This window comes from Brevundimonas sp. UBA7506, from assembly GCF_002479495.1.
Classification (GTDB): Bacteria; Pseudomonadota; Alphaproteobacteria; order Caulobacterales; family Caulobacteraceae; genus Brevundimonas.
Genome location: NZ_DLNQ01000010.1, coordinates 1 through 25,567 on the forward strand (window position 1 = coordinate 1; position 25,567 = coordinate 25,567).

General features: G+C 66.8%; 25 protein-coding genes and 1 pseudogene. 9 read left to right on the forward strand and 17 right to left on the reverse strand.

Annotated elements, in window-relative coordinates:
* Positions 1 to 256, forward strand: a 256-nt coding sequence (locus tag B3K53_RS08915) for a hypothetical protein (protein ID WP_292083862.1), incomplete at its 5' end; no start/stop codon positions are given.
* On the opposite strand, the gene B3K53_RS08920 is transcribed toward B3K53_RS08915, so the two are convergent.
* Positions 238 to 666, reverse strand: coding sequence for a CBS domain-containing protein (locus B3K53_RS08920; RefSeq protein ID WP_292083863.1), 429 nt, complete (start codon positions 664 to 666; stop codon positions 238 to 240). The two genes, B3K53_RS08915 and B3K53_RS08920, sit on opposite strands and share 19 nt — an antisense overlap.
* Positions 667 to 730: 64 nt before the next feature.
* Positions 731 to 1,261, reverse strand: coding sequence for a rhomboid family intramembrane serine protease (locus B3K53_RS08925; protein WP_292083864.1), 531 nt, complete (start codon positions 1,259 to 1,261; stop codon positions 731 to 733).
* Between the two features lie 247 nt (positions 1,262 to 1,508).
* Between B3K53_RS08925 and hfaA the strand changes: the two genes are divergently transcribed.
* From hfaA to B3K53_RS08945, 4 genes are all read left to right on the forward strand, one after another.
* On the forward strand, positions 1,509 to 1,943 hold the full coding sequence (gene hfaA, locus B3K53_RS08930) for a holdfast anchoring protein HfaA (RefSeq protein ID WP_292083865.1): 435 nt from the start codon (positions 1,509 to 1,511) through the stop codon (positions 1,941 to 1,943).
* Positions 1,943 to 2,962 carry a holdfast anchoring protein HfaB gene (gene hfaB, locus B3K53_RS08935; RefSeq protein ID WP_292083867.1) on the forward strand — a complete coding sequence of 340 codons (1,020 nt, stop codon included), beginning with the start codon at positions 1,943 to 1,945 and terminating at the stop codon, positions 2,960 to 2,962. Before hfaA ends, hfaB begins: the two co-directional genes overlap by 1 nt.
* Positions 2,889 to 4,148 carry a holdfast anchor protein HfaD gene (hfaD, locus tag B3K53_RS08940; RefSeq protein ID WP_292083868.1) on the forward strand — a complete coding sequence of 420 codons (1,260 nt, stop codon included), beginning with the start codon at positions 2,889 to 2,891 and terminating at the stop codon, positions 4,146 to 4,148. Before hfaB ends, hfaD begins: the two co-directional genes overlap by 74 nt.
* Before the next feature lie 133 nt (positions 4,149 to 4,281).
* A complete protein-coding gene (locus B3K53_RS08945) occupies positions 4,282 to 7,170 on the forward strand; it encodes a M16 family metallopeptidase (RefSeq protein ID WP_292083869.1) in 2,889 nt (962 codons plus the stop codon).
* A gap of 132 nt (positions 7,171 to 7,302) precedes the next feature.
* Here the strand turns inward: B3K53_RS08945 and B3K53_RS08950 are convergent, their stop codons facing one another.
* Complete coding sequence (locus B3K53_RS08950) at positions 7,303 to 8,202, reverse strand: hypothetical protein (protein ID WP_292083870.1); 900 nt, start codon at positions 8,200 to 8,202, stop codon at positions 7,303 to 7,305.
* Positions 8,203 to 8,488: 286 nt separating this feature from the next.
* A pseudogene (locus B3K53_RS08955) lies at positions 8,489 to 8,884 on the reverse strand (gamma carbonic anhydrase family protein); the annotation flags it as partial.
* Between the two features lie 299 nt (positions 8,885 to 9,183).
* On the opposite strand from B3K53_RS08955, the gene B3K53_RS08960 reads away from it, so the two are divergent.
* Positions 9,184 to 9,960, forward strand: coding sequence for a PhoH family protein (locus tag B3K53_RS08960; protein WP_292084259.1), 777 nt, complete (start codon positions 9,184 to 9,186; stop codon positions 9,958 to 9,960).
* Positions 9,961 to 10,020: 60 nt separating this feature from the next.
* On the opposite strand, the gene B3K53_RS08965 is transcribed toward B3K53_RS08960, so the two are convergent.
* The 6 genes from B3K53_RS08965 to B3K53_RS08990 form a co-directional block, all read right to left on the reverse strand.
* Positions 10,021 to 11,253, reverse strand: coding sequence for a cation:proton antiporter (locus B3K53_RS08965; protein WP_292083873.1), 1,233 nt, complete (start codon positions 11,251 to 11,253; stop codon positions 10,021 to 10,023).
* A 217-nt stretch (positions 11,254 to 11,470) separates the two neighbouring features.
* On the reverse strand, positions 11,471 to 13,381 hold the full coding sequence (gene dxs, locus B3K53_RS08970) for a 1-deoxy-D-xylulose-5-phosphate synthase (protein WP_292083875.1): 1,911 nt from the start codon (positions 13,379 to 13,381) through the stop codon (positions 11,471 to 11,473).
* Between the two features lie 65 nt (positions 13,382 to 13,446).
* A complete protein-coding gene (locus B3K53_RS08975; RefSeq protein WP_292083876.1) occupies positions 13,447 to 14,352 on the reverse strand; it encodes a polyprenyl synthetase family protein in 906 nt (301 codons plus the stop codon).
* Between the two features lie 2 nt (positions 14,353 to 14,354).
* Positions 14,355 to 14,711, reverse strand: a complete 357-nt coding sequence (locus B3K53_RS08980; RefSeq protein WP_292083877.1) for a tRNA-binding protein — start codon at positions 14,709 to 14,711, stop codon at positions 14,355 to 14,357.
* On the reverse strand, positions 14,711 to 14,968 hold the full coding sequence (locus tag B3K53_RS08985) for an exodeoxyribonuclease VII small subunit (protein WP_292083878.1): 258 nt from the start codon (positions 14,966 to 14,968) through the stop codon (positions 14,711 to 14,713). Before B3K53_RS08985 ends, B3K53_RS08980 begins: the two co-directional genes overlap by 1 nt.
* A gap of 50 nt (positions 14,969 to 15,018) precedes the next feature.
* Complete coding sequence (locus B3K53_RS08990) at positions 15,019 to 15,657, reverse strand: histidine phosphatase family protein (RefSeq protein WP_292083879.1); 639 nt, start codon at positions 15,655 to 15,657, stop codon at positions 15,019 to 15,021.
* 209 nt (positions 15,658 to 15,866) lie between these two features.
* Here B3K53_RS08990 and B3K53_RS08995 point away from each other — a divergent pair, with 209 nt between their 5' ends.
* Genes B3K53_RS08995 through B3K53_RS09005 form a run of 3 tightly spaced genes read left to right on the forward strand, consistent with a single transcriptional unit; the run spans position 15,867 to position 18,147 of the window.
* A complete protein-coding gene (locus tag B3K53_RS08995; RefSeq protein WP_292083881.1) occupies positions 15,867 to 16,406 on the forward strand; it encodes a GNAT family N-acetyltransferase in 540 nt (179 codons plus the stop codon).
* A 20-nt stretch (positions 16,407 to 16,426) separates the two neighbouring features.
* Positions 16,427 to 17,605 (forward strand): vWA domain-containing protein, encoded by a 1,179-nt coding sequence (locus tag B3K53_RS09000; protein ID WP_292083883.1) that lies wholly within the window; start codon positions 16,427 to 16,429, stop codon positions 17,603 to 17,605.
* 38 nt (positions 17,606 to 17,643) lie between these two features.
* On the forward strand, positions 17,644 to 18,147 hold the full coding sequence (locus B3K53_RS09005) for a hypothetical protein (protein WP_292083884.1): 504 nt from the start codon (positions 17,644 to 17,646) through the stop codon (positions 18,145 to 18,147).
* Between the two features lie 27 nt (positions 18,148 to 18,174).
* Here B3K53_RS09005 and B3K53_RS09010 read toward each other — a convergent pair whose 3' ends face one another.
* The 7 genes from B3K53_RS09010 to flhA form a co-directional block, all read right to left on the reverse strand.
* Positions 18,175 to 19,440, reverse strand: a complete 1,266-nt coding sequence (locus B3K53_RS09010; RefSeq protein ID WP_292083885.1) for a hypothetical protein — start codon at positions 19,438 to 19,440, stop codon at positions 18,175 to 18,177.
* Between the two features lie 203 nt (positions 19,441 to 19,643).
* Positions 19,644 to 19,826, reverse strand: a complete 183-nt coding sequence (locus tag B3K53_RS09015; RefSeq protein WP_292083886.1) for a CsbD family protein — start codon at positions 19,824 to 19,826, stop codon at positions 19,644 to 19,646.
* Positions 19,827 to 19,902: 76 nt separating this feature from the next.
* Positions 19,903 to 20,349, reverse strand: coding sequence for an NUDIX domain-containing protein (locus B3K53_RS09020; protein WP_292083887.1), 447 nt, complete (start codon positions 20,347 to 20,349; stop codon positions 19,903 to 19,905).
* Between the two features lie 39 nt (positions 20,350 to 20,388).
* Positions 20,389 to 21,438, reverse strand: a complete 1,050-nt coding sequence (locus tag B3K53_RS09025; RefSeq protein WP_292083888.1) for a sensor histidine kinase — start codon at positions 21,436 to 21,438, stop codon at positions 20,389 to 20,391.
* Entirely contained in the window at positions 21,435 to 21,857 is a 423-nt protein-coding gene (locus B3K53_RS09030) for a response regulator (RefSeq protein ID WP_292083890.1), read from the reverse strand. Before B3K53_RS09030 ends, B3K53_RS09025 begins: the two co-directional genes overlap by 4 nt.
* Positions 21,854 to 23,386 carry a sensor histidine kinase gene (locus B3K53_RS09035; RefSeq protein WP_292083891.1) on the reverse strand — a complete coding sequence of 511 codons (1,533 nt, stop codon included), beginning with the start codon at positions 23,384 to 23,386 and terminating at the stop codon, positions 21,854 to 21,856. Before B3K53_RS09035 ends, B3K53_RS09030 begins: the two co-directional genes overlap by 4 nt.
* Positions 23,387 to 23,441: 55 nt before the next feature.
* Complete coding sequence (gene flhA, locus B3K53_RS09040) at positions 23,442 to 25,547, reverse strand: flagellar biosynthesis protein FlhA (RefSeq protein ID WP_292083892.1); 2,106 nt, start codon at positions 25,545 to 25,547, stop codon at positions 23,442 to 23,444.
* Positions 25,548 to 25,567 lie beyond the last annotated feature (20 nt).

Genomic DNA, 25,567 nt, shown 5'->3' on the forward strand with positions numbered 1-25,567 from the left:
AGGCGGCCTTCTAAGGAAAGCCTATCTCCATGTCAACCAGGCTTTTCAGCCTTTTCGCAAACCCGGAAACCGAAGCTTCCAAATCCACTTCGCCAGGCCCGTCTCAGAACCCAACGCCGCCGCCCGTCTCCGAGCGAGCGGCGGATATACGGACACCACCCCGAGTCCACAAGCCCTGAATGACAGTTTCACGAACTATCTCAACGAACGAGAGTCTTTCATCGCTCTCAACGTCGATCAGCCCGCCGCGATATAGGTCCTCAGACTCTCAGCCTCCTGTGTGGCTTCGGCGATCTGGCATTTGACGACATCGCCGATCGAGATGACGCCGGCCAGTTCGCGCCCTCTAAGGACGGGCAGATGGCGCACGCGCCGATCCGTCATCCTTCCCATCAGGATCGCCACGGTTTCGGTCGGCTCCGCGAAGATCACGTCCGCGGTCATATAGCGGGACGCAGGTTGCGACAGCGCCGCTGCGCCGTCCTGCGATATCGCCCGAACGATGTCCCGTTCCGAGAGAACGCCGACGACATCGTCTCCCTGACAGACAATCAGAGCGCCGACCCGTTTGCGATCCAACTCGGCGCAGGCCTCGATCAGAGGCGTATCCGGCGACAGGGTGAAGACCGCCTGCCCCTTCCCCTTCAGAATTTCGGCGACCAGCATGGCGGCTCCTTCTCGTCCGACAGAGAGGCGACCGCGGACCGGCCGCTACTAACGGCAGGATCGCTCAGACGCGGGCATGACGCAAATCCGATCCCGGTCCGAACCACCGACCCAGCGGGCCGATCAGGACGATGCCGACCAGGAAGCCGAAAGCATGGGCTTCCCAGGCGATGCTGGCGCCGCCCGCGCCCGGAGCCAGACCGATCAGACCGACGAGCAGATTAGCCGCCATCCAGGCGCCGGCCTGCTTCAAAACAGCTGAATGGAACAAGGGCATCACCCGACCGTGTCCCCCCATGAGACGGGTCGATGCGCCAATCAGGCCGAACACCGCGCCGGAAGCTCCGACCAGATGGCTCTCGCTCCCCGGATGGCACAGTCCATAACCCAGCGCCGCCACGGCTCCGCTCACGATATAAAGGGCGACAAAGATCAGAGGGCCCAGCCCCCGCGAGAGCAATCGGGCCACCGGCGTGCCGAAGGCCAGGGCCCCGACCGCGTTCATGGCGACATGGGTCCATCCGCCGTGCAGCAGCATGGAGGTGAACAGTCCGCTCCATCGTCCCTGCCACAGATCCACAGCCCGAAAAGCCATGGACATGCCCTGATCGGGCAACCGTTCTTGAAACCAGAAGAGGACGGGCATCGAGGCGGCGATCAATATCGGCAGAAAAGGCGCGTTGAATATCCGCTCACGCTGGGGATCGCTCGGGCCGTCGGTGGAAGTCTGCATAAGCCCTTGATGGACAAAGACCGGCGCAATCTCAAGCCGATCTTAAGACCCGCGTTCCAGACTGGCACGCGGGTTGCTTGGCGACCCGCATCGACCTGCGGAGTGCTTCATGCCGTTTCAAAAACTGATCCTGACCGTCGCGGTCCTGGCCCTGCCCCTCACGGCGGCCGGCGCAGCGGCCGCACAGTCGACCGGTTCGGCCGGCGCCGCCCAGTTCCAGGCGGGCTACGGCGCCTCGCGCTACACCACCGCCCAGCCCTCGAGCGGCTCGACCCGCGACGCCAACGGCAATCGCCTGATCGTCAACGGCATCATCCAGTCCGGCGCCAGCAGCTATTCCAGTTCAACCGCAGGCGTGTCGAGCGGCCACGTCGGCGCCGGCTCCTCCGGCAACGGCACGGCCATCGGCGGCGCGACCGCGATCGGCAACAGCCTCAACGTCGTGGTTCAGGGCAACCGGAACACGGTGATCGTCAACTCCAAGCAGACCAATACCGGCAATATCACCGCCGGAACCGCCCTGAACGGGACCTTGAACTTCTGATGACCGCACAACGCTTCAATCGCCCGCTGCGGGCCGCCGCCGTCGTGGCCGCCGTCTCCAGCGTTCTGGCCGGCTGCGTCAGCACCAGCGCCGGACCGTCGGGCCAGTACGCCGCGCCGATCGGTAATGCCCCGGTGACGTCCAACCCGACACCCTATTCGACCGCTCTCTACTGCCTGGCCGACTACGCCCGCCGCTACAACCTGCCGTCGCCGCGCATGGCGGTGGGCCGGATCAGCGACTACACGGGTTCGATCTCCTCGGACGGCGGGCGCCAGATCACCCAGGGGGCGTCCCTGATGGCGAATACCGCCCTGGCCAAGGCCGGCGCGCGCATCGTTGAACGCTACGACACCTCGGTGTCCGAGCTTGAACTGCGCTACGCCAACAACAAGCTGATCAGCGACGACCAGCCGAACGGCGGGCCGCAGGACGCCGCCTACCGTCGCATTCTCGCCGGTCAGGTGCCCGGATCCGACTTCTATGTCGTCGGCGGCATCACCGAGGTGAACTATAACATCCGCTCGGGCGGGTTCGACATCGCCGGCGGCGAGGTTCAAGACAACGGCGGCTCGGGCATGCTGACCGGCAAGGTCTTCGTCATGAACGTGGCCATCGACCTGCGTCTGGTTCAAACCACCACGCTCGAGGTCGTCGATGTCGTCTCCTATCAGAAGCAGATCGTCGGCCGCGAGGTTTCGGCGGGCGTCTTCGACTTCCTGAACGGCAACGTCTTCGACATTTCGGCCGGGACCAGCGGCCTTGAGCCCGTGCAACTGGCCGTCCGCGCCCTGGTGGAACGCGCCACGGTCGAGTTCATGGCCAATCTCTACGGCGCCCCGGGACCCGAGGTCTGCCTCAACCCCGCCAATGATCCTCTGGGCGACTCTCCCGTCGGCCCGACCGGCGGCTACTACCCCGCCTATGCAAACACGGACACGAACAATGGTCAGACTCGCGCGGATCCGTCTCGCTGGCACGATCGCCGCGACGGCGATGTGCGCCGCGGCCGCTACTGAGGTCGTCGCCCAGGACCGCGGTCTGGTCCTGAACGAACAGCTTCAGCTGGGCGACGTCGTCGCGGGCCAGACGCTGAACGTCATCGACGTCAGCGATCAGGTCACTGTGTCCAACGCCGCCCAGGGCAATAGCCTGACCGGCGGCGCAGATGGCCAGGACCTCGACGTCCGCTCGTCCCAGGACATGCGCGGCGAGACTTCGGCTTCGACCACGCTCACCCTAGATGGCGACACCAACGGCCTTGTGACCAGCGTCACCCAGGCGAGCGGCAACTATCTGGCTGGCACGGCGGCGAGTGCGCAGATGGCGATCGACGCGACCCAGACGGTCAGCGGCGACGTCACGGCGACAACCGTCATCACCGGACAGGACGCGCGGCTGATCGGCGGTGGGACCATCGCCGCCGCCGCTATGGGCAATACGGTCGCACTGGCCGGAAGCGGATCCGGCGGCGACCGTGCATCCCTGGTCGGCTCGATCAATCAGACAGTGACCGGCGACGTCCGCGCCACCAATCAGGCTTCCCCTCGCTTTGTGCGCGACCCGGCCGAGTTCTCCAGCCAGGCCGTGGCCAACACTGTTCAGGCGACGTCGGGTCCTTCGGCCAACCAGGAACTGGAGGTGCGGCAACGCTCGTCCGGCGCCATGGTCGAGGCTGGCACGGGTGTATGGGCCGGTAACGGCTGGAACCTGGCCGCGCGCGCCCACGCCGGCGGCAACCAGGCCACCTTCTACAACCAGGGCGGATCCCTGGTCCCCACCACGGATCAGGAGAACACCGCCCAGATTCGCGGCGCGGTTCAGTTGAACTCCTACGACTTCGGCAAGGGGACGGCAGCCGCCAGCGCCGTCGCCAACGAGGTCACGATCGGCAACAACGACATCTATGTCGACATCGACAATACGCAGATGAACTCGGGCGGGGTCGAAGCCACTGCCTCCTTTGTCGGCCAGAAAGGATACGACGCCTACGTCGGCGCCAACGCCGCGGGCAACTCGGTCACCGGCTACGCCTGCGCCGAGTGCGGCGGCGACCTCCAGGTTCGCAATGTTCAGAGCAACAGCGGCAACGTCAGCGCGATCGTCAACTCCACCATCAACGGCAATGGCCGCAACGTCATCGCCGGCGCCAACGCGGTCGGCAATTCCGCGACCTTCTACGTCACGCGGACCGGAGGAAATTAACTTTCGGTAACTTGAGGCAGTCAAGCACGTTTGTCACTTTGAGCGAACGTGCATAGGTCATTGCACGCGACCAACGTGCAGGGCCGCAGTCAGTCCCGGGGGCAGCCTGATCGCACGGTCCGGAGACTACTGAATGCGATCCGCTCGCCATCTGCTGCTTGCCGCCTCAAGCCTCGCCCTTCTTGGCGCGGCCGCCCTGCCCGCCGTCGCCATGCCCGTCAGCTCGACGGCGCCCGCCGCGGTCGCGCAGAACGCCCAGCCCTCCAGCGCCTGGGCCCAGGCCGCCAGCGACATCCCGGCCGATCCCGCCGTCCGCTTCGGCACCCTGCCGAACGGCATGCGCTACGCCATCATGAAGAACGCCACGCCCCCGGGGCAGGCCTCGCTGCGCCTGCGGATCGCGGCCGGTTCGCTGATGGAGAATGACGACCAGTTGGGTCTGGCCCACTTCATGGAGCACATGGCCTTCAACGGCACGACCAATGTGCCCGAGAACGACCTGTTGCGAATCCTGGAACGTCTCGGCCTGGCCTTCGGCGCCGATACCAACGCCTTCACCAGCTTCGACCAGACCGCCTATACCCTGGAGCTGCCGCGCACCAATGACGAGACCGTCGACACCTCGCTGCGCATCATGCGCGAACAGGTCTCTGAAGCCCTGATGAAGGCTGAGGCGATCGACGAAGAGCGCGGCGTCATCGAGGGCGAAGAGCGCCTGCGCAACACCCCCGGCCTGCGCTCGCTCAAGGCCCAGATCGCCCTGCTGGCGCCCGGTCAGCGCCTGGCCAACCGCCTGCCGATCGGCGACCTCAGCATTATTCGCTCGGCTCCGCGCGAACGCTTCGTCGAGTTCTACAACGCCTATTACCGCCCCGAACGCGCCACCATAATCGCGGTCGGCGACTTCGACGTCGATCAGATGGAAGCCAAGATCAAGGCGACCTTCGGCGACTGGACGCCCAAGGCCGCTGATGGCCCGAATCCCGATCTGGGAACCGTCGCGCCACGTTCGGCCGAAACCCGCATCCTGGTCGAGCCGGGCATCCAGTCCTCGATCCAGCTGAACTGGATCCGCAACCCTGACCTGGACCCCGACACCGTCGCCGAACGTCGCGAAGCCCTGGTGCAGAACCTGGGCCTCGCGGTTCTGAACCGTCGTCTGGGCGAGATCGCTCGCGCCGACAATCCGCCCTTTATCGGCGCCAGCGCCAGCAAGGGCAGCCTGTTCGACACCGTCGACCTCGGCAGCGTTTCGGCCAGCTTCAACCCCGGCGGCCTGAAGCGCGCGCTGGAAACCATCGAGCAGGAGCAGCGCCGCCTGGTGCAGTTCGGCGTGACCCAGACCGAACTCGACCGCGAGATCGCCAACACCCGCACCGCGTTGGAGAACGCCGTTCAGGCCGCCGCAACGCGCAGCACCCCGGCCCTGGCCAACGCCCTGCTGGGCTCGGCCAATGACGACAAGGTCTTCTCCTCCCCCGCTGACAACCTCGCCCGGTTCGAGGCCAGCGTGAAGGATCTGAAGGCCGAGCAGGTCAGCACGGCGGTCAAGGCCGTGTTCGAAGGCTACGGTCCTCTGGCTCTGGTCATCACGCCTGAAGCAATCGAAGGCGGCGAAGCGGGCGTCACCGCCGCCCTGGAAGCCAGCCGCACCGTCGCCGTCACCGCCCGCGCCGAACAGGCTCAACTGGAATGGCCCTATGCCGATTTCGGCGCCGCTGCAGTTCCCAGCAGCCGCACCGAGGTCGCCGCTGTCGGCGCCACGGTCGTGACCTTCCCCAACGGCGTGCGCCTGACGGTCAAGCCGACCGACTTCAAGGACGAGCAGATCCTGATGACGGTTCGCACCGGCATCGGCGAAGAAGGCCTGCCGACCGACCGCTTCACCTCCCAGATGCTGGCTCCGATGGTCTTCACCCAGGGCGGCCTCGGCAAGCTGACGGCGGATGAACTGAGCCGCGTCCTGACGGGCAAGATCTACAGCGCCGGCTTCTCGATCGACGGCGACGCCTATCAGCTGTCGGGCGCAACCCGCCCCGCTGATCTGCAGCTGCAGATGCAGGTGCTGGCCGCCTATCTGACCGATCCGGGCCTGCGCCCGGCGCCGTTCGAGCAGATCAAGGCCTTCTTCCCGCAGATCCTGACCCAGCAGCGCGCGACGCCCGGCGGCGCCTTCGGCATCCAGGCCGCCGGCCTTCTGGCCAGCGGCGACAAGCGCGAGACGGTGCCGGCTGCTTCGGACATCGCCGCCTTCACCCTGGACGAGCTGAAGCAAGGCGTCATCCAGGGCATGGCGTCGGGCCCGATCGACATCGTCATGGTCGGCGACGTCACGGTCGATGATGCGATCAAGGCCGTGGCTTCGACCTTCGCCGCCCTGCCCGCCCGCGCCCCGGCCGCCCAGCCCCTGCCTGGTTCGGACCAGCGTCGCTTCCCGGCGCCGACCGCCCAGCCGGTGCGCCTGACCCACTCGGGTCCGGCCGAGCAGGCCCTGGGCTACATCGCCTGGCCGACGACGGACTCCGTCGATGACCGCACCGAGGCCCGCAAGGTCAACATCCTGGCCGAGGTCTTCAAGTTGCGCGTGCTTGAGGAAATCCGCGAGAAGCAGGCCCTGGCCTATTCTCCGCGCGTCGCCTCCTCGTCCTCGGACGTGTTCAAGGGCTACGGCTCCATCTTCGTCATGGCGGAGACGGCGGCGGACAAGATCCCGGCCTTCTACGCTGCCGTGGACGCGATCACCGCCTCCCTGCGCGACGCCCCTGTGACGGAGGACGAACTGAACCGCGCCCGCCTGCCGGTCATCGAGTCCCTGCGTCGCAGCCAGGCCGGCAACGAGTACTGGCTCGGCCAACTCGAAGACCTGGCCGCCAAACCGGCCTCACTGGAGCAGATCCAGACGCACATCAGCGATCTGGAATCCTTCACCGCCGCCGATATTCAGGCCGCCGCACGGCAGTACCTGAAGGCGGACACGGCATGGAAGGCCGAGGTCGTGTCGGACAAGGCTGCGACCCAGTAAGGCTGGGTTGACGTCGACGAAAAAGGGGCCCCGATCCAGCGGATCGGGGCCCCAAGTCTTTTGGCCTAATCGACGGAGAGTCGATGGTCCAACTCTAGCTCAACTCGGCTGACGCCAGGCTGAACGGCCTGTTCAGAAGACGCGGCCGCCGACGCCGCCGTCCAGCATGATCACCGCGCCCGAAGCCACGGCCCCGGCGCTCTCGACCATCTCCTCGCGGTATTCGGTGTAGGTCTCTTCGCGGATCATGGTCAGCACCTTCACGCCCGCGCCATAGCGGCGCAGAAGCGAACGCTCGTTGCAGTCGCGCTCCTGCTTCTCCGGACGGCACTCCAGCTGGCCGCCGCGGCCGTACCACAGAGCGTCACGCTTGTTGCAGTTGATGGTTTCGCCCGGGCCGCCGGCTTCATCAGCGATGGTCCATTGCAGCTTGGTTCCGGCGATGCAGCGGTACAGCTCGCCCTCATAGTCCATGGCCACGTCGCGGCCAGGACGAACCTGCGAGGCCGGATGCGGCACGGCGCGGTCGTCGATGCAGACGGCCTGGATGACCACCCGCTTCTCCATCCGGCGCGAGGCCGTATAGGGAACGCGGATCATATCCATCGTCTTGCCCTCGACCGTCAGGCCCTGGATCGTCGTCGGATAGGGCTGGTCAACGTTGAAGTAGGCGCCGCCGCCCCCGCCGACGATCACCGTCGCGCCGCTGCGTGAGCCGGCGAAGGCGCGCGCCGTGGCCGAAGCATTGGCGTTCACATTGACGTTCACGTTCACATTGCCGCCCGAGCCGCAGCACGGCGGTGCAACCGGCGGCTGGCAGCCGCGCGGACCACAGCCTGGATAGGTCGGCGGCGGCGAGGGCGGCTGGCATCCGCCGCCGCCGCAAGGCCCGCCGGGGATCGGCGGCGGAGGGGGCGGCGGAGGCGGCTGGCAGGTGTTGCCTCCGCATTGCGCCGCCGCCGCGTCAGCGATCGCCATGGCGCCGATAAGGGCACCGGCGGCCGCCAGCAAAGTCTTGATCCGCACCCGCATCGGCTGGGCTCCTGCATTGTTCTTGCCCCGCGCCTTGCAAGTCGCGGGCCGGTTCAATGCTGCATGAAAGCGCAAAAGCCTTGCGTTTCCGTTGCCCGATTACGCGCCGACGACCGACAAGCTGTGCCATCCTGACGCGTCAGGCTCGAAGCTAGGTCAAAGGCTGCAAATCCCGCACATAGCGTTTCCAGTTCTGAACATAGTGCTGCGCGGATATGCGCAGGGCCTCGATCTGCCCCTCGTCCAGTTCTCGCACCACCTTTCCGGGCTGCCCCATGACCAGGCTGTTGTCCGGAATGACCTTGCCCTCCGTGATCAGGGCGTTGGCGCCGATCAGGCAGTTCTTACCGATGCGCGCGCCGTTCAGGATCACCGCCCCGATGCCGACCAGGCTGTTGTCGCCAATGGTGCAGCCGTGCAGCATGGCCTTGTGGCCCACGGTCACCCCCGCGCCGATCGACAGGGGCGAGCCGACATCCGTGTGCAGGATGCTGCCGTCCTGAATATTGCTGTCGCGACCGACCACGATGGGATCATTGTCGCCTCGCAAAACCGTGTTGAACCAGATGCTGGCGCCGGGATGCAGAATCACATTCCCTAGAACCGTTGCATTCGGCGCGATCCAGTATTCGCCCTCCGGCGGAAGCTGCGGCTTGCTGTCGCCAAGACTGTAAACACTCATCCGAACACGCCTTATGTTTCAGAAAATGATGGCTTTAAGCCCTCATAAACTACGTTAGCATCATTCTGTTGATGCGATTCGAGGTCGCCATTTCGGCCCCGGATCCGAAGCCGGATCAAGCCCGGTCCGGTCAGATACTGGAGAATGCGCGTGGCGTGTTCGCGACCGGTTCCAGGACGACGCCTCTGCTGCGGCGACGATCCTGCGGCTGATCCGGGCGGCTGCTGCGTGGCTCCGGTCCCCTCCTCCCCCACCGACGACCAAGGCGTGTCCCTGCCGGGCGCGCCTTTTTTCATGCCCTGGAGGCGTTCATGACGAAGCGTTCGGCCATCAAGCATCAGGTCCGCGAAGGCGTGCTGGACTCGCGGGAGTTCCTGCAGGACGCCAAGGTGCGGCGACTGCCGCCCCGCAACGGCTGGTCGCCCTATCCCTCCAACGACGAACGCGACCAGGGCTACCTCAAGACGCTGAAGCCCAAGTCGGACGGTCAGGCCGAACTGATGGCCGCCATCGACCACGCCAATCTGGTCCTCGCCCTGGGCCCGGCCGGCACCGGCAAGACCTATCTGGCCGTGGCCAAGGCGGTCGAGGCGCTGGAGGCCGGCAAGGTCGGCCGCATCGTCCTGTCGCGCCCGGCGGTCGAGGCCGGGGAGTCCATCGGCTTCCTGCCCGGCGACATGGAGGACAAGCTGGCTCCCTATCTGCGCCCCCTCTACGACGCCCTGTCGGATCGGCTCAGCATGAAACGGGTCAAGGCCCTGATGGCCGAGGGCCTGATCGAGATCGCCCCCATCGGATACATGCGCGGCCGCACGCTGAACAACGCCTTCATCGTGGTGGATGAGGCCCAGAACTGCACCTACGTCCAGCTCAAGATGCTGCTGACCCGGCTGGGCTGGCACTCGACCATGGTGGTTACGGGCGACCCGCAACAGTCGGACCTGCTGCCCGGCGTGTCGGGCCTGTCGGACATCGCCGAGCGGCTGGAGGCCGTGCCGGAGATCGCCGTGGTCCGCCTGGCCGAACGCGACATCGTGCGCCACCCCCTGGTCGCGAGCATGATCGGCGTCCTTTAGCCCCCCTGCCAGGACGCGGATGCGAAGAGGCCCGGAGAGCGATCTCCGGGCCTCTTTTCATTACATGACGTCGGCCAGGGCGGCCTTGGGTTCTTCCTTCTTGGGCGGCGTCACGATCCGCCCGCCCATCCGGTCGATCAGGGCGAAGACGAAGGGATTGAGCGAGATCGACAGCAGGGCTGCGGCCAGGATCAGGTCGTGGGTTTCGCGGCTCATGGCGCCCAGGGACACCGAGATGGCGGCCAGGATGAAGGAGAACTCGCCGATCTGAGCCAGGGCGGCGGCGACGGTCAGGCTGGTCGGTCGGTCCAGCTTGAAGGCCGTGGTGATGGCCAGGGCCGCCAGGGACTTGCCGATGATGACGATGCCCAGGACGCCCAAAACGGCGAGAGGCTCGCGCACCAGGATCATCGGATCGAACAGCATGCCGACCGAGACGAAGAAGAGCACGGCGAAGGCGTCGCGCAGCGGAAGCGAGCGCTCGGCGGCATTGTGGCCCAGCGGCGAGCTGTTCAGCACCAGACCTGCCAGGAAGGCGCCCAGGGCGAAGGAATGGAACAGGTAATAGGCGACCCAGGCGATGCCCAGTGCGATGGCCAGAACGCCAAGCGTGAAGAGTTCACGCGACTTGGTGTGGGCGATCCGCACCAGAACCCAGGGGAGGACCTTGGCGCCGACGACCAGCATGACGCTAACGAAACCGGCGACCTTGACCAGGGTCCAGCCGATGGACTTGGCCAGTTCGGCGCCGCTCAGCGTTTCACCCGGCGCGATGATCAGCAACGGCAGCATGACCAGGGCGATGACAATCACCAGATCCTCGACGATCAGCCAGCCCATGGCGATGCGGCCGGCGTCGGTCTTGAGCTGCTTGCGCTCTTCCAGCGCCCGCAGCAGCACCACGGTCGAGGCCACCGACAGAGAGAACCCCAGCAACAGGGCCTCGACGTCGCCGAGCCCCAGCAGGAACCGGCCCAGGACCCAGCCCAGGACAGTGGCGGCGGCGATCTGGACCAGGGCGCCGGGAATGGCGACCTTGCGCACCTTCATCAGGTCCGCCAGCGAAAAGTGCAGCCCGACCCCGAACATCAGCAGGATGACGCCGATCTCGGCCAACTGGGGCGCCAGCTCGGTGTCGGCGACGAAGCCGCCCGTGTAGGGGCCGACCACGACCCCCGCCACCAGATAACCGACCAAAGGCGACAGCTTCAGCCGATTGGCCAACATGCCGAACACGAAGGCGAGGACGAAGCCTCCGACCAGGGTGATAATCAGGCTGTCGGCATGCGGCATCGGCGCTCCTGCGTCGGTGAAGGGTTTCCTTGGGGCTGGAAGCCTTAATCTGGGGGCGCGAGGCCGCCACGGCAAGGCTTTCGCCCTAGTTTTACCGGGATGAAACCGATTTGGAACCGTCAAAGTTGCGTGCGCGACGACGAGTCGCGCCGCAGCGCCCTCGCAAGAGCCCGCAGCCTAGACGTCAGCCGCGGCCCTCCCGAGCGACGACGGTGGATTACGCCCGCACCGCCCGGCTGGCGTCGACGCCGATGGCGGTCAGGGCGGTCGCCGCGATGTGGTCGGCGTCGAGGCCGGCCTGGGCGTACATGATCTCGGGCTTGTCCTGGTCCTGGAAGACGTCGGGCAGGGTCAGGGTGCGGATCTTCAGACCGCCGTCCAGCGCGCCCTTCTCGGCCAGCAGTTGCAGGACGAAGGCGCCGAAGCCGCCCATGGCGCCCTCTTCCACCGTGATCAGGCACTCATGTTCGCGCGCCAGACGCAGGATCATGTCGGCGTCCAGCGGCTTGGCGAAGCGGGCGTCGGCGACGGTGGCCGAGACGCCGCGCGCGGCCAGCAGGTCGGCGGCCTTCAGCGATTCCTGCAGGCGGGTGCCCAGCGACAGAATGGCGACCGAGGTCCCTTCGCGGACGATGCGGCCCTTGCCGATCTCCAGCGGGGCGGCCAGTTCAGGAATCTCGACGCCGACGCCGTCGCCGCGCGGATAGCGGAAGGCGCTGGGGCGGTCGTCGATGGCCAGGGAGGTCGAGATCATGGCGGCCAGTTCCGCCTCGTCGGCGGCGGCCATCAGCACCATGCCGGGCAGTGCCCCCATGAAGCCGATGTCGAAGCTGCCCGCGTGGGTCGCGCCGTCGGCGCCGACCAGACCGGCGCGGTCCATGGCGAAGCGCACCGGCAGGGACTGGATGGCCACATCGTGGACGACCTGGTCGTAGCCGCGCTGAAGGAAGGTCGAATAGATGGCGCAGACCGGCTTGATCCCGTCCGCAGCCAGACCGGCGGCGAAGGTGACGGCGTGCTGCTCGGCGATGCCGACATCAAAGGTGCGGTCAGGGAAGGCCTGACCGAACAGGTCCAGACCCGTGCCCGTCGGCATGGCGGCGGTGATGGCCACGATGCTGGGGTCGTTGCGGGCGTGCTTGATCAGCTCTGTGCCGAAAACCTTGGTGTAGCTGGGGGCGTTGGAGACGGCCTTGGCCTGCTTGCCCGAGACGACGTCGAACTTGACCACGCCGTGGTACTTGTCGGCGCTGTTCTCGGCCGGGGCGTAGCCCTTGCCCTTTTGCGTCACGACGTGGACCAGCACCGGACGGTCGGTGATGGCGGCCGCGTTCTTCAGGATGGGGACCAGATTTTCCATGTCGTGACCGTCGATCGGCCCGATGTAGTAGAAGCCCAGTTCCTCGAAGAAGGTGCCGCCGACGATCATGCCGCGGGCGTATTCCTCGGCCTTGCGCGCCGCGTCGCGGAAGGGGCGCGGCATGTGATCGACGAATTTCTTCCCGACCTTGCGGATGTTCTGATAGGCGCCGCCCGAGACCTGCTTGGCCAGATAGGCGCTCATACCGCCGACGGGCGGGGCGATCGACATGTCGTTGTCGTTCAGCACCACCATCAGCTGGCCGTGGGTGGCCTCGGCGGCGTTGTTCATCGCCTCATAGGCCATGCCCGCTGACATGGAGCCGTCGCCGATGACGGCCACGACGCGGTTCTTCTCGCCCTTGGCGTCGCGGGCGGCGGCGAAGCCGAGCGCCGCCGAAATCGAGGTAGAGGCGTGGGCCGCGCCGAAGGGATCGTATTCGCTTTCCGAACGCTTGGTGAAGCCCGACAGGCCGCCGCCCTGACGCAGGGTGCGAATGCGATCACGCCGCCCGGTCAGGATCTTGTGCGGATAGCACTGATGGCCGACGTCCCAGATCAGGATGTCCTTGGGCGTCTCGAAGACATGGTGCAGCGCGACCGTCAGTTCGACCACGCCCAGCGCCGAGCCCAGGTGGCCGCCGGTGACCGAGACGGCGTCGATGGTCTCGGCCCGCACCTCGTCCGCCAGCTGCTTCAGCTGGTGAACGTCCAAGCCCCGCGTATCGGCGGGAAACTTGACGGTGTCGAGAAGCGGGGTGTGGGGCATGGGTATCGGAGGCCTTTGACGCAGGACGTCATATTCTAACCCGCGGGAGGCGGGCGCGTTTCCTATCAGGACCGGCGTTTGAGCACAAAGTCCACGCTGGCCTTGAGGATTTCGGCCTCGTGGCCGAACAGGTCAAGGTGCGAGCGGGCCTGATCGGCCAGGTGCGCGACCCTCTGTCGCGCCGCCTCGACGCCCAGCAGGGTGACGAAATTGGTCTTGCCAAGGGCGGCGTCCTTGCCTCCGGCGGCCTTGCCCATCTCCTCGGCCGAACCCTCCGCGTCCAGAACATCGTCGATGATCTGATAGGCCAGACCCACGTCGTGGGCGAAGCTCGTCAGGGCGTGCCAGGCGTCTTCGCCGCCGCGCGAGATGATCAGCGGGATCTCGAAGGCGTAGGCGAACAGGGCGCCGGTCTTCAGACGCTGCATCCGGGCGACGCCGCCCAAATCGTCGCGGACACCCAGCAGGTCGATCATCTGACCGCCGGCCATGCCGCGCGCGCCGGAGGCGAAGGACAGGCGCCGCGCCAGCTCGCATCGCACGCCAGCGTCGTCGTGGGTGTCTTCGTCCAGGATGATGTCGAAGGCGGCGGTCTGCAGCGCATCACCGGCCAGGATGGCGGTCGCCTCGTCATAGGCGATGTGCAGGGTCGGACGGCCGCGACGCACGTCGTCGTCGTCCATGGCCGGCAGGTCGTCATGCACCAGGGAATAGGCGTGGACGCATTCCAGGGCGCAGGCGGCGCGCAGAACGGCCTGCTCGTCGACCTCCAGCATCCGTCCCGCCTCAATAGCGAAGAAGGGGCGCAGACGCTTGCCGGGGCCCAGCGCGGCGTAACGCATGGCTTCGGTCAGACGCGCCTCGGGACCGTCGGCGCGGGGCAGCAGTTCGTCGAGGGCGACGGTGACCAGATCGGCGATCTCGGCCACCCGGTCGATAACGGCCTGTTCCGGGGAATTGGCGGCGAGCATGGTCAAAACAGCCTCCCGCCCAGCGGCAGGTCGCGATCAACGCCGACCAGAACGACTTCGCCCTCGGCATCGGGGAAGCCCAGGGTCAGCACCTCGGACTTCATCGGCCCGATCTGGCGCGGCGGGAAGTTGACCACCGCAGCGACCTTGCGGTCCTGCAACTGGTCCAGGGTGTAGTGATGGGTGATCTGAGCCGAGGACTTCTTGATCCCGATGGCGGGGCCGAAGTCGATGGTCAGCTTGTACGCGGGCTTGCGCGCCTCCGGGAAGGGCTCGGCCTTGACGATCTGGCCGACGCGAACATCGACTTTCAGGAAGTCATCAAAGCCGATGGACGGCGCGAGGTCAGCGTCCGACATCAGCCGAACTCGGCGGGCTCGACGCCCTTGGCCTGGCCGTCGGCCCCGACGACGATCTTCTCGACTCGCAGCTGGGCGGCTTTCAACCGGGCCTCGCAGTGAGCCTTCAGGCGCGCGCCTTCTTCGTACAGGGCGATGGACTCCTCCAGCGGAGCCTGGCCCGACTCCAGTCGCGAGACGATGCCCTCCAGACGCGACAGGGCGTCCTCGAAGCTGAGATCGGCGGAAACGGCGGGGAAAGCGGAGGCGTCGGTCATGATGCGGGCAACCTAGAGACGCCCGCGCGGCGCATCAACGACGAAAGGCGTCAGCGCTTCTCGTAGCGACGTTGCGACCAGTATTTGAAGCCCTGGTTGTGGGCCAGACGCCAGCCGTGGACCTTCAGGCGCTGGCCGACCATGTGGTTGAAGTAGCCGTGGGCCAGGACCAGGACGTCCTGCCCCTCGCCGGCGCGGGCGATCAGGATGCGAGCCGCCTGGTCGGCGCGGACCTCGGCCTCGGCGCGGGTTTCCTGGCCTTCGTGGTGGTTGAAGACGTGCCACCAGAAGCGCGAGATCACGCCCCAATAGCGCGGCGACAGCTTGATCCACGCCGGGAAATGCGGCGGCGGCAGGGGCGCCTCGATGAACAGGGCGTCGACCAGAACCTCGCGGTCGCGGGCCACGGCCTGGGCCGTTTCCTGGGCGCGACGGCGCGAAGAGGCGTAGATGGCCCCCGCACCCTCGGCGGCGCTCAGAAGGGTCTGCGGCGGAGTCTGGCCGGCGCGCAGACCGCCGACCTCGTAGCGGCCCCACCAGTCACGATATTCGTCCGAGGTGATCAGACATTTGCGCGACAGGGCCGGCTCGCCGTGGCGAGCCAGAATGATGGCGCCGAAGGCCGGCGCCGCCTGGACGGCGCGAGGCGCCTCACTGGGCGTCGATGCGGCGGATTCGGTGTGAGTCATGAGTGCGGGAGACGTCATAGCACGGGGAGCAGCCTTTGAAATCAAGGCTTTGGCGTCCCTCAATCCCCCCGATTGCGGTTGACGGGGCCAGCGCTTCGTCGGCCCCTTGGAAGATGGTGGTAGCTCTCGCCGCGCGCCCCTGCAACCACCAAGCGATGACAGCCTCGCGAGCGGCCTGTGCGGCCTCGACCGCAGGGACGCGCGGCGGTATGGCCGAGACCATGACCGAAGCCCTGATCCGCCCCGCCCGACCCGACGACGCCGCCGCCCTGGCCGCGTTGGGCCGACAGACCTTCGTGGACACCTTCGTCGAGGGTTTTGGCATCCCCTACCCCGCCGCCGACCTGGCCGCCTTCCTCGACAAGAGCTTCAGCGTCGAGACCATCCAAACCAAGCTGACCGAACCCGGCGCCGCCTGGTGGGTGGCCGACCGCGACGGCGAGATCCTGGGCTTCGCCAACACCGGGCCCAACACCCTGCCCCACCCCGATGGCCGCCCCGGTCACGCGGAACTGCGCCGCCTCTACATCAGCCGCGACGCGCAAGGCCTGGGTCTGGGCACCCGGATGCTGACGCTGGCGCTGGAATGGATGGAGGCCAACACCGACGGCCCCCTGTGGGTCGGCGTCTGGAGCGGCAATGAAAAGGCCCAGAAGCTGTACGCCGCCTATGGCTTCGAGAAGGCCGGGGAATACGACTATCCGGTGGGTGCCTGGAACGACCACGAGTTCATCTTGCGGCGGGGCTGATCCCGGCCCAGTCTGATCCCATGCTCCTGCCCTTCTTCACCGCCCTGCGCGAAGCCCGTGTTCCGGTTTCGCTGAAGGAATGGCTCCATCTGATGGAGGCCATGGACAAGGACGTGGCCGGGCGCGAGGTCGAGGCCTTCTACCACCTGTCGCGGGCGGTGCTGGTCAAGGATGAGAAGCATTATGACCGGTTCGATCAGGTCTTCGGCAAGGTGTTCAAGGGGCTGGAGACGGTCGGGGCGGGCGAGGACCTGACCACCGACATTCCCGAGGACTGGCTGCGGTTGCTGACCGAGAAGTTCCTGAGCGACGAGGAAAAGGCCCAGATCGAGGCCCTCGGCGGTTTCGACAAGCTGATGGAGACCCTGAAGCAGCGGCTGGAGGAGCAGAAGGGGCGGCATGAGGGCGGCAACCGCTGGATCGGCACCGGCGGCACCAGCCCCTTCGGCCACGGCGGCTATAACCCCGAGGGCGTCCGCATCGGCGGGCCCGGGAAACAGGGCCGCGCGGTCAAGGTCTGGGAAAAGCGCGAGTACAGGAACCTGGACGACACGGTCGAGCTGGGCACCCGCAACATCAAGGTCGCCCTGCGCCGCCTGCGCCGCTTCGCGCGCGAAGGCGCGGCCGAGGAACTGGATCTGGACGGCACCATCGACGGCACGGCGCGTCAGGGCTGGCTGGACATCCAGATGCGGCCCGAGCGCCGCAACACCATCAAGGTCCTGCTGTTCCTCGACATCGGCGGGTCGATGGATGGCCATATCAAGCTGTGCGAGGAGCTGTTCTCGGCGGCGAAGACCGAGTTCAAGAATCTGGAGTTCTTCTACTTCCACAACTGCCTCTACGAAGGCGTGTGGAAGGACAACCGGCGGCGGCACAACGAGAAGATCCCGACCTGGGACGTGCTGAACAAATACCCCGGCGACTGGCGCGCCATCTTCGTCGGCGACGCCACCATGTCCCCCTATGAGATCACCATGCCCGGCGGCTCGGTCGAGCACTGGAACGAGGAGGCCGGCGCCGTCTGGCTGAAACGCGCCCGCCAGCAGTGGGACAAGTCGGTCTGGCTGAACCCCGTGACCGAACGCTACTGGAGCTACACCCAGTCGGTCAGCCTGATCCGAGAAGTCATGGACCAGCGCATGTTCCCCCTGACGCTGGACGGGCTGGACAAGGCCATGCGCGCGCTGACACGGTAGAGGTCTGGTCCGGGAGACCCCGACCAAGGAGGGACGCGATGACGACGGCTCTGCTTTTCGCCCTGGTTCTGCAACAGGCCGCGCCCGGCGTGGTCTGGTCGGACGATCCGCCCGCCCCCGTCGAAGAGGTCGTCGTCGCCGCGCCCGTTCCCGTCCTGCCCGCCCACGCCCTGGCCGATCCCTATGGCTGGGAGCGGTCGCAGTGCAGCCCCTTCATCCGCAAGGACGAGCCGCTGGAGCATTGCCAGGCCAGGGTGCGGGTGACGCTGGCCGCCGTCATGGGCGACCGCCTGCCTGACGGCTTGCGTCCCTCGGCGGCGATGGAGAGCTGCACCCCCGGCACGGCGGCGAACGGCTATGCGATGCAGTGCGGCCCGCGCCCGGTCGCGGCCCTGGGCGCGCCGCCGCCTCAGGAAAAGGTCTGCGACAGCCGCCCCCAGCGTACGCCCAGCGGCGCCATAGCCTTCAACAGCGAATGCCGCCCCGCACCAGGCGAAGCACGCGCACAGGACGGCCTGCGCATACGCCTGGGCGGCGATTGAAGGTTCGCGGACCGTGTCGCCGGCCGGCTAGTCGATGCTCAGAACGCCGAAGGCTGGCCGGATGCCCCCTACCGTCTCCTGCCGGAAGAAGTAGCGACCGGGGCGGAGGAAGAACGTCGCCTCTGTCGCGCCCGGCGGCAGCAGATAATGGTCCGACGGGGGCCCTGCCGTCCCCTCGGACAGCGACAGAGCCTGGACAAGCACCAGTTCGTCCAGCGGGGGCACCGAAATCTCGACGCGGCGGCGTTCGGGGTCCGCCGCCAGCCAGCCCGGGCGCCCCGCGACGGGCGCCACGCGGGGATGGAAGACCGACAGGTCCATCTTGCCGACATAGGCGGGCGAAGCCACGCTCTCGGCTCCCCTGGACACCACGATGGGCTTCTCGGGCGCGAACCGGTCGAGAACCGCCGCCACATGCGGCGCATCATTTTCGGGGGCGATCGCCGGCCAATTCATCGACTGCTCGATCGTCAGCGGATCAATGCCGGTCTTGGCCTTGAGACGCGCGGCGAACCAGGTCCCGCCCCGGCCGGGCTTCTCCATGGCGTGGCTGTAGCCGACAAACACAAAGACGCGCGCCTCGGGGTGGCTGGACAGGATGTTCGCGATCAGGTTGTCGGCCTGGGCCTCTTCCCGCGCGGCGATCCGCGATGCGCCGTCAGCGTCATCGGGCGCGTTCTGATCGAAGCGTTGTTCATAGTCCGCGAAACGATAGCCGAGCCGCGCCGCCTCTCTCACCGTCTCAGCGAAGACCGGATCGTGGGTGTAGTAGCCATAGCTCGCCAGGAAGGGCGCGCCCTCGGCGTAGCTGGAGATCCGCACATAGGGCTCGGGCTGCGGCGAGGTGAAGGTCTCGGCTGCGAACCAATCATAGCCGAGCGGACGCAGGGCCCGGATCACCTGAGCGGCGAAGGCCCGGTGTCCCGAAACATTGTGCGCCTCGTTGAGAATGACGATGCGCGTGTCGCGCGCGGCCTCCACAATGGCCTCAATCGCATCGCGCGCCGCGGCGTCATCGAGATCGGGGCGAGCGAGCGAAGGATGCGGGGGTCGTTCCACCACCCCGACCGCGGTGGCTTCGTCGCCCAAAAAAGACGCGAACTGACTCAGCATCTGGCGCGCCGCCTCATCCCCCGCTTGCGACTTGGCCTTCAGGTCCAGATAGGTCGGCAGGTATCGCCCCTCGGAGTAGAAGCGATCACTATTCGACAGGGCTTCCTGCGCGATCGCCGGCGCCCCCCAGGCGAGCCCCATACCTGCGGCCGCCAGCAACACAGTACGACGCGACACCATCGCGCAGCCTCTCCCGACACTTCACCTGACGGTCAGCCTAGAGGGTTCAGTAAACTTGGCAATAATAAGCGCCCTCCAGCTTTTGGCCGCGACCGATGCTGGCACGAAGAGGCCTGCGCATCCGGCTGGGCGGCGACTGAGCGTATGAAAAAGCCGCCGCTCGTTCTCGGGAGCGGCGGCCTGATCGATGCAAGCGGGAGCGGTTAGTTGCGCGTGTCGCGCAAGGTATCCTTGACGCCGCCGACGGCGTTCTGAACCTTGCCCGCCACCTGATCGGCGCGGCCTTCGGCTTTGAGCTTTTCGTCGCCGGTCACCTTGCCGGCGGCTTCCTTGATCTTGCCGCCGATGTTTTTGGCGGCGCCTTCGATACGGTCATGATCAGGCATGGAAACCCTCTGAAACTGACGCCGCCGGACTGACGACGCTTCGTCAGAAACAACCGTTCGCCAGCACGGAGGTTCCTTAGATTTTCGAGCGCAGCCATTTCACCACGGCCCAGGCGTGGGCTTCGTGGCGCAGACGGGAGACGGCGTCCAGCGGGTCCAGCCAGACCAGTTCGTGATCGGGCTCGCACTGGGTCGCGGCGTCAAAGCCGGTGATCCGCACGGTCCAGAAGCCGCCGGCGTTGTTGACCGGCGAGCCGTCCGTCTTGCGGAAATACTGGGCGGCCTCGGTCAGGCGGTCCTCGGGTTCGACGATCAGCCCGGTCTCCTCGGCGAACTCGCGCACCAGGGCTTGCTGTTCGCTTTCCTCGCCGTCGACGGCGCCGCCGGGCAGATCGAAATAGCTGCCCTCGCCGCGATCCACACGCACGCAGGCCAGCTTGCCGTCTCGTTCGACCAGACCGAAGGTCGCGGCGCGGTGGAGGTAGTCGAGGCCGGGACGGGCCGTTCCAAACTGAAGCTTCATCAAGGCAGACTAACGCGCGCCGAAGTCCCAGCGATAGACCTAAAGATCGAAGACCAGCTTCGCCCGAACACCGGGGTGATCGGCGTCGAATTCAACCGCCGAGCGCAGGCCGCCGGCCATGGCCGAGACGATCTTGCCGCCCAGGCCCGTCCCCTTGGGGGTTCCATCGCCCAGGCCGGGGCCGTCGTCCTCAACGGTCAGGATGGCCCGCCCATCGGCGGCGGCTTCCAGCACCACTCGGATCTCGCCGCCCTCGCCAGGCGCATAGGCGTATTTGACGGCGTTCGTGACCAGTTCGGTGACGATGACACCCAGCGACACAGCCTGATCCGTCGTCACCCGCATCGGCTCGGCGCGCAGGGTCAGGTGCGGCGAGGTCTCGCTCGGGCCAACCGACTTGCCCAGTTCCTCAACCAGGCCGGTCAGGTATTCGTCCATGGCCACCGTGGCCATGTCCGAGGAGGTGTAGAGACGGCGGTGGACGTGGGCCACGGCCTCGATCCGCACCTGGGCCTCGCGCAGGGCCGAGCGGGCCCCCTCGTCGGCCAGCTGGCGCAGTTGCAGGGAGATGAAGCTGGACACCAGTTGCAGGGAGTTGCCGACGCGGTGATTGACCTCGCGCAGCATGGCCTCGGCGCGGTCGCGGGCCAGGCGGACCTCTTCCTGGGCGGCTTCGTTCTCGCGCTCCAGACGGCGACGCAGCAGGGCGTCCTCGACGGCCGAGCGCAGCAGGGCGGTGAAGTCCTCGGAAACGTCCTTGATGACATAGTCGGCGGCGCCGGCGCGCAGGGCGGCCACGGCGATCCGCCCGTCCTGGGCGCCCGTGACATAGACCACCGGCGGCGGGCTGGGCAGGGCCAGGATGTCGGGCAGGACGTCCAGCCCCTCGCGGCCCGGCATGTAGTGGTCCAGGGCGCAGACGTCGAACTGCCCCCCCTGCAGGGCTTCATAGCCCGCGTCGGCGTCGGGCGCACAGGTCACCTCATAGCCGTGGCGGCCGAGTTCCTTCTGCACCAGCCGCGACAGGCCGCGGTCGTCGTCGATGTAGAGCAGACGGATCGCCCGCCCCATGTCGGCCGGGACGCTCAAATCTCGGGCGCCTGCATGACGGACAGGAAGAGGCCCAGTTGCTGGATAGCTCCGGCGAAGGCTTCATAATCGACCGGCTTGGTGATGTAGACGTTGCAGCCCAGGTCGTAGCAGCGCTGGATTTCGATCTTGTCGTCGGTCGTGGTCAGGATGACGACGGGCGCGCGGCGCAGACGTTCGTCCGACTTCACCTTCTCCAGAATGTCGGTGCCCGACATGTCCGGCAGATTGAGGTCCAGCAGGATCAGAAGTGGACCGTGAGCGCGCACTTCATCGCTGAACAGATAGTCCAGCGCCGCGTCGCCGTGATCGAAGTGAACGATGTCGTTGGCGATGTTGGCGCGGCGGATGTTCTTTTCGATGAGCTTGGCGTGGCCATGGTCGTCCTCGATCATGACGATCTTCACCGAGTGGCTCATAGACGGTCTCCTGCGTCCCCCGACACGATCAATCGTGTGGGGAATTTCAAATGGAATGTCGAGCCTTGTCCCGGCTCGGACTCCAGCTCCATGACCCCGCCCAGGCGGCGCACGCTATTGCGCACGAAGGCCAGGCCCAGGCCCTCGCCCGGCTGATCCTGCTTTCCGGCGCGACGGAACAGTTCGAAGATCCGTTCGTGATCGCGGGCCGAGACGCCGCGCCCGTTGTCGGTGATGCGGTAGTGGAGACGCCCGTCGCCGGTCAGTTCGCCCTCCACGAAGATGCGGACGGGGCGACCCGGCTGCTTATACTTGACGGCATTGTCCAGCAGATTCCCGAATATCTGCTCGATCGACAAACGGTCGCTCTCCAGCGGCGGCAGGTCGCGCACGATGATCTCGCCCCCGCTCTCCGCGACCTGATGGTGCAGGCTGTCGGCGATGGACTGGACCACGGCCGTCATCGGCAGGACTTCGGGGACCAGGGCGCGGCGGCCTTCGCGCGACAGTTTCAGGATGGCGTTGATCAGGCCGTCCATCTTGGCGGTCGAGGCGCGGATGAAGCCGACTGCCTCGGGCACATCCTCGCGCACGGCGCGGATCGCCTCGGGCTCGATATCCTCGGGATGGCGCTGGGCCAGGGTGGTCAGCTGATGGTCAAAGATCTTGCCGACCTGCTCCAGCTCGGAGGTGTAGCCCATGACGTTGACCAGGGGCGCGCGCAGGTCGTGACTGACGATATAGGCGAAGCGCTGGATTTCCTCGTTGGCGCGGGTCAGTTCGGCGGTGCGGTCGCGGACCTGATTCTCCAGCCCGGCGTTGAGCCGATCCAGCTCCATGCGGGCGCTCTCGATCTCCTCGACATAGCGCCGCACCAGCCAGACGCTGATCCCGGCCAGGATCAGGATCAGCAAGGCGGCCAGGGCGTTGACCGACACCGTCACCGCCGAGGCGCGCTCGGACTGACGGGTGCGTTCGACCAGACGCCGGGCCTCGACCGCGTCAATGGCGGTCAGCTCGACCCGCATGGCGTCCATCAGGGCCTTGCCCTGACCGCTGCGGATCTGGGACACCGCCTCGCCGATCCGGCCCGTGCGGGTCAGGGCGATGGTATGGTCCATCAGGGCCATGCGCTGGTGATAGAGGGTCTCGACCCGCGCGATGCGGGGCTTCAGCTCCTCGTCGTCGCCAATGAGGGCATCCAGCCGCGCCAGCACGCCGGGAAGCTCGGCCACGGCGCGATTGTGGACCCCCAGATACTCCGCCCGCGCCGTCAGCATGAAGCCGCGCTGGCCCGTCTCGGCGTCGGCCAGAAGGCTGAGCACGTCCTTGGACGCCAGCCGCACCTGCTGGCTGTGATCGACCGTGTCATTATAGGCCGACGTCCGCCGGATCATCACGAAGGTGGCCGCGTTCACCGCCAGCAACAGCAAGATGGCCAGGGCCAGCAGGGCGATGATCGAACGACTGAGGGTCGGCGTGCGCAGGAAGGCGCCAAAGGTCCGAAGGGCCGGCCGGATGCGTTTCATAAGGGCCAGCTTATCGCCCGAACCCCTTGAGTCCAGCCGTTAACCTCGATCCTGATCAGACCGAGCCGACGGTCCGCAGACGGGCCTTGGGGTGGACCTCGTTCTGGCTCATCACGACCGTCTGGCCGCGGAAGCGCTCGATGATCGAACGGACGTAGGGGCGGACCTGGGGGCCGGTCAGCAGGACCGGGTTCTCGCCCGCCATGGCGGCGCGCTCGAAGACGTCGCGGACGTTGCGGATGAAGTCCTGCAGGCGGCTGGGGGCCATGGCCAACTGCTTGTCCTCGCCGGGGCCGATCAGGCTCTCGGCGAAGGCCTGCTCCCAGTCTGGCGACAGGGTGACGATGGGCAGGGCGCCGTCGTCGCCGCGGTTGGCCCAGCACAGCTGGCGCGCCAGGCGGGTGCGGACGTGCTCGACCAGGGTGGTGACGCTGGTGGTGTGGGGCGCGGCTTCGGCCAGGCCTTCGAGGATGGCGGGCAGGTCGCGGATGGAGACCTTCTCGCGCAGCAGGCTCTGCAGCACGCGCTGCAGGGTGGTGACGGTGACCACGCTTGGGATCAACTCCTCGACCAGCTTCTTTTCTTCGCCGTTCAGTTCGTTGAGCAGCTTCTGCACCTCGGCGTACGACAGCAGCTCGGCCATGTTCTCCTTGAGGATCTCGGTCAGATGCGTGGTCAGCACCGTCGAAGGATCGACCAGGGTGTAGCCACGGAAGGTGGCTTCCTCGCGCAAGGACTCGTCGATCCAGGTGGCGGGCAGGCCAAAGGCGGGTTCGCGCGTATGCTCGCCCGGCAGCTCGACCTGACGGCCCGCCGGGTCCATGGCCATCAGCGAGGACAGACGCACCTCGCCGGCCCCGGCCTCCATCTCCTTGATGCGAATGGCGTAGCCCTGATTGGGCAGGCGCATATTGTCGAGGATGCGCACGCTCGGCATGACGAAGCCGTACTCCTGGGCCAGCGAGCGGCGCAGGGCGCGGATCTGATCGGTCAGGCGGCGGCCTTCCAGGTCGTTGATCAGCGACAGCAGGGCGTAGCCCAGCTCGATCTTGACCTCGTCGATGGTCAGGGCGGTCGAGATCGGCTCCTCGACGTCCTCCTTGGGCTTGCCCAGGTCCACGGCCCCCTCGACCGGGGCGGGCTTCAGCCGATCACGACCCAGCTTCCACGCCATGAAGCCCGAGCCCAAGGCCAGGGCGGCGAAGGGGATCAGCGGCATGCCGGGGATCAGGCCGATCAGGCCCGCCGCGCCGGACACCACGCCCAGCGACACCGGGTTGCTGGCCAGTTGGCTGACCAGGGCCTTGTCCGCCGAGCCCTCCACGCCCGCCTTCGACACCAGGAAGCCGGCGGCGACCGAGACGATGATGGCCGGAATCTGGGTCACCAGACCGTCGCCGACCGTCAGCTGGACATAGGTGTTGGCGGCCTCGCCCACCGGCATGCCGTGTTGCAGCACCCCGATCAGCAGCCCGCCGATGGCGTTGATGAAGGTGATGATCAGGCCGGCCACGGCGTCGCCCCGCACGAATTTGGACGCACCGTCCATGGCCCCGAAGAAGGTGGATTCCTGCTCCAGCTCCTTGCGGCGCAGCTTGGCCTGGTCCTCGGTGATCAGGCCCGACGACAGGTCGGCGTCGATGGCCATCTGCTTGCCCGGCATGGAGTCCAGGGTGAAGCGGGCCGAGACCTCGGCGATGCGGGTCGACCCCTTGGTGATGACGACGAAGTTCACCACCAGGATGATGGCGAAGATGATCACCCCGATGATGAAGTTGCCGCCCATCATCAGTTCGCCGAAGGCGTTGATGACCTGACCGGCGCTGTCGTGGCCTTCCTGGCCGTGTGTCAGGATCAGGCGCGTCGAGGCCAGGTTGAGCCCCAGACGGAACAGTGTCGAGACCAGCAGGACCGTGGGGAAGATGGCGAAGTCCAGCGGCCGCTTCATCATCACGGCCGTCATCAGGATCAGCACGCTGGACACCAGCGAGATGGCCAGCAGCAGATCCAGAAGCATCTTCGGGATCGGCAGGATCAGCAGCATGATGACCGCGATCACGCCGACCGCCAGCCCCACGTCGCCGCGCAGCAGCCAGCCGAGCGCGTCGCGCCCGGTGGGGCGCGCATAGCCGTCCTTCATCAGGATCGGCGCATCAGCCATGGCGGCGGACGAAGGTCATC

Excerpts from the sequence above, each read along its gene's own strand:
- B3K53_RS08920 (WP_292083863.1), bottom strand. The coding sequence starts at position 666 with ATGCTGGTCGCCGAAATTCTGAAGGGGAAGGGGCAGGCGGTCTTCACC.
- B3K53_RS08925 (WP_292083864.1), bottom strand. The coding sequence starts at position 1,261 with ATGGCTTTTCGGGCTGTGGATCTGTGGCAGGGACGATGGAGCGGACTG.
- hfaA (WP_292083865.1), top strand. The coding sequence starts at position 1,509 with ATGCCGTTTCAAAAACTGATCCTGACCGTCGCGGTCCTGGCCCTGCCC.
- hfaB (WP_292083867.1), top strand. The coding sequence starts at position 1,943 with ATGACCGCACAACGCTTCAATCGCCCGCTGCGGGCCGCCGCCGTCGTG.
- hfaD (WP_292083868.1), top strand. The coding sequence starts at position 2,889 with ATGGTCAGACTCGCGCGGATCCGTCTCGCTGGCACGATCGCCGCGACG.
- B3K53_RS08945 (WP_292083869.1), top strand. The coding sequence starts at position 4,282 with ATGCGATCCGCTCGCCATCTGCTGCTTGCCGCCTCAAGCCTCGCCCTT.
- B3K53_RS08950 (WP_292083870.1), bottom strand. The coding sequence starts at position 8,202 with ATGCGGGTGCGGATCAAGACTTTGCTGGCGGCCGCCGGTGCCCTTATC.
- B3K53_RS08965 (WP_292083873.1), bottom strand. The coding sequence starts at position 11,253 with ATGCCGCATGCCGACAGCCTGATTATCACCCTGGTCGGAGGCTTCGTC.
- dxs (WP_292083875.1), bottom strand. The coding sequence starts at position 13,381 with ATGCCCCACACCCCGCTTCTCGACACCGTCAAGTTTCCCGCCGATACG.
- B3K53_RS08975 (WP_292083876.1), bottom strand. The coding sequence starts at position 14,352 with ATGCTCGCCGCCAATTCCCCGGAACAGGCCGTTATCGACCGGGTGGCC.
- B3K53_RS08980 (WP_292083877.1), bottom strand. The coding sequence starts at position 14,711 with ATGTCGGACGCTGACCTCGCGCCGTCCATCGGCTTTGATGACTTCCTG.
- B3K53_RS08985 (WP_292083878.1), bottom strand. The coding sequence starts at position 14,968 with ATGACCGACGCCTCCGCTTTCCCCGCCGTTTCCGCCGATCTCAGCTTC.
- B3K53_RS08990 (WP_292083879.1), bottom strand. The coding sequence starts at position 15,657 with ATGACTCACACCGAATCCGCCGCATCGACGCCCAGTGAGGCGCCTCGC.
- B3K53_RS08995 (WP_292083881.1), top strand. The coding sequence starts at position 15,867 with ATGGCCGAGACCATGACCGAAGCCCTGATCCGCCCCGCCCGACCCGAC.
- B3K53_RS09000 (WP_292083883.1), top strand. The coding sequence starts at position 16,427 with ATGCTCCTGCCCTTCTTCACCGCCCTGCGCGAAGCCCGTGTTCCGGTT.
- B3K53_RS09005 (WP_292083884.1), top strand. The coding sequence starts at position 17,644 with ATGACGACGGCTCTGCTTTTCGCCCTGGTTCTGCAACAGGCCGCGCCC.
- B3K53_RS09010 (WP_292083885.1), bottom strand. The coding sequence starts at position 19,440 with ATGGTGTCGCGTCGTACTGTGTTGCTGGCGGCCGCAGGTATGGGGCTC.
- B3K53_RS09015 (WP_292083886.1), bottom strand. The coding sequence starts at position 19,826 with ATGCCTGATCATGACCGTATCGAAGGCGCCGCCAAAAACATCGGCGGC.
- B3K53_RS09020 (WP_292083887.1), bottom strand. The coding sequence starts at position 20,349 with ATGAAGCTTCAGTTTGGAACGGCCCGTCCCGGCCTCGACTACCTCCAC.
- B3K53_RS09030 (WP_292083890.1), bottom strand. The coding sequence starts at position 21,857 with ATGAGCCACTCGGTGAAGATCGTCATGATCGAGGACGACCATGGCCAC.
- B3K53_RS09035 (WP_292083891.1), bottom strand. The coding sequence starts at position 23,386 with ATGAAACGCATCCGGCCGGCCCTTCGGACCTTTGGCGCCTTCCTGCGC.
- flhA (WP_292083892.1), bottom strand. The coding sequence starts at position 25,547 with ATGGCTGATGCGCCGATCCTGATGAAGGACGGCTATGCGCGCCCCACC.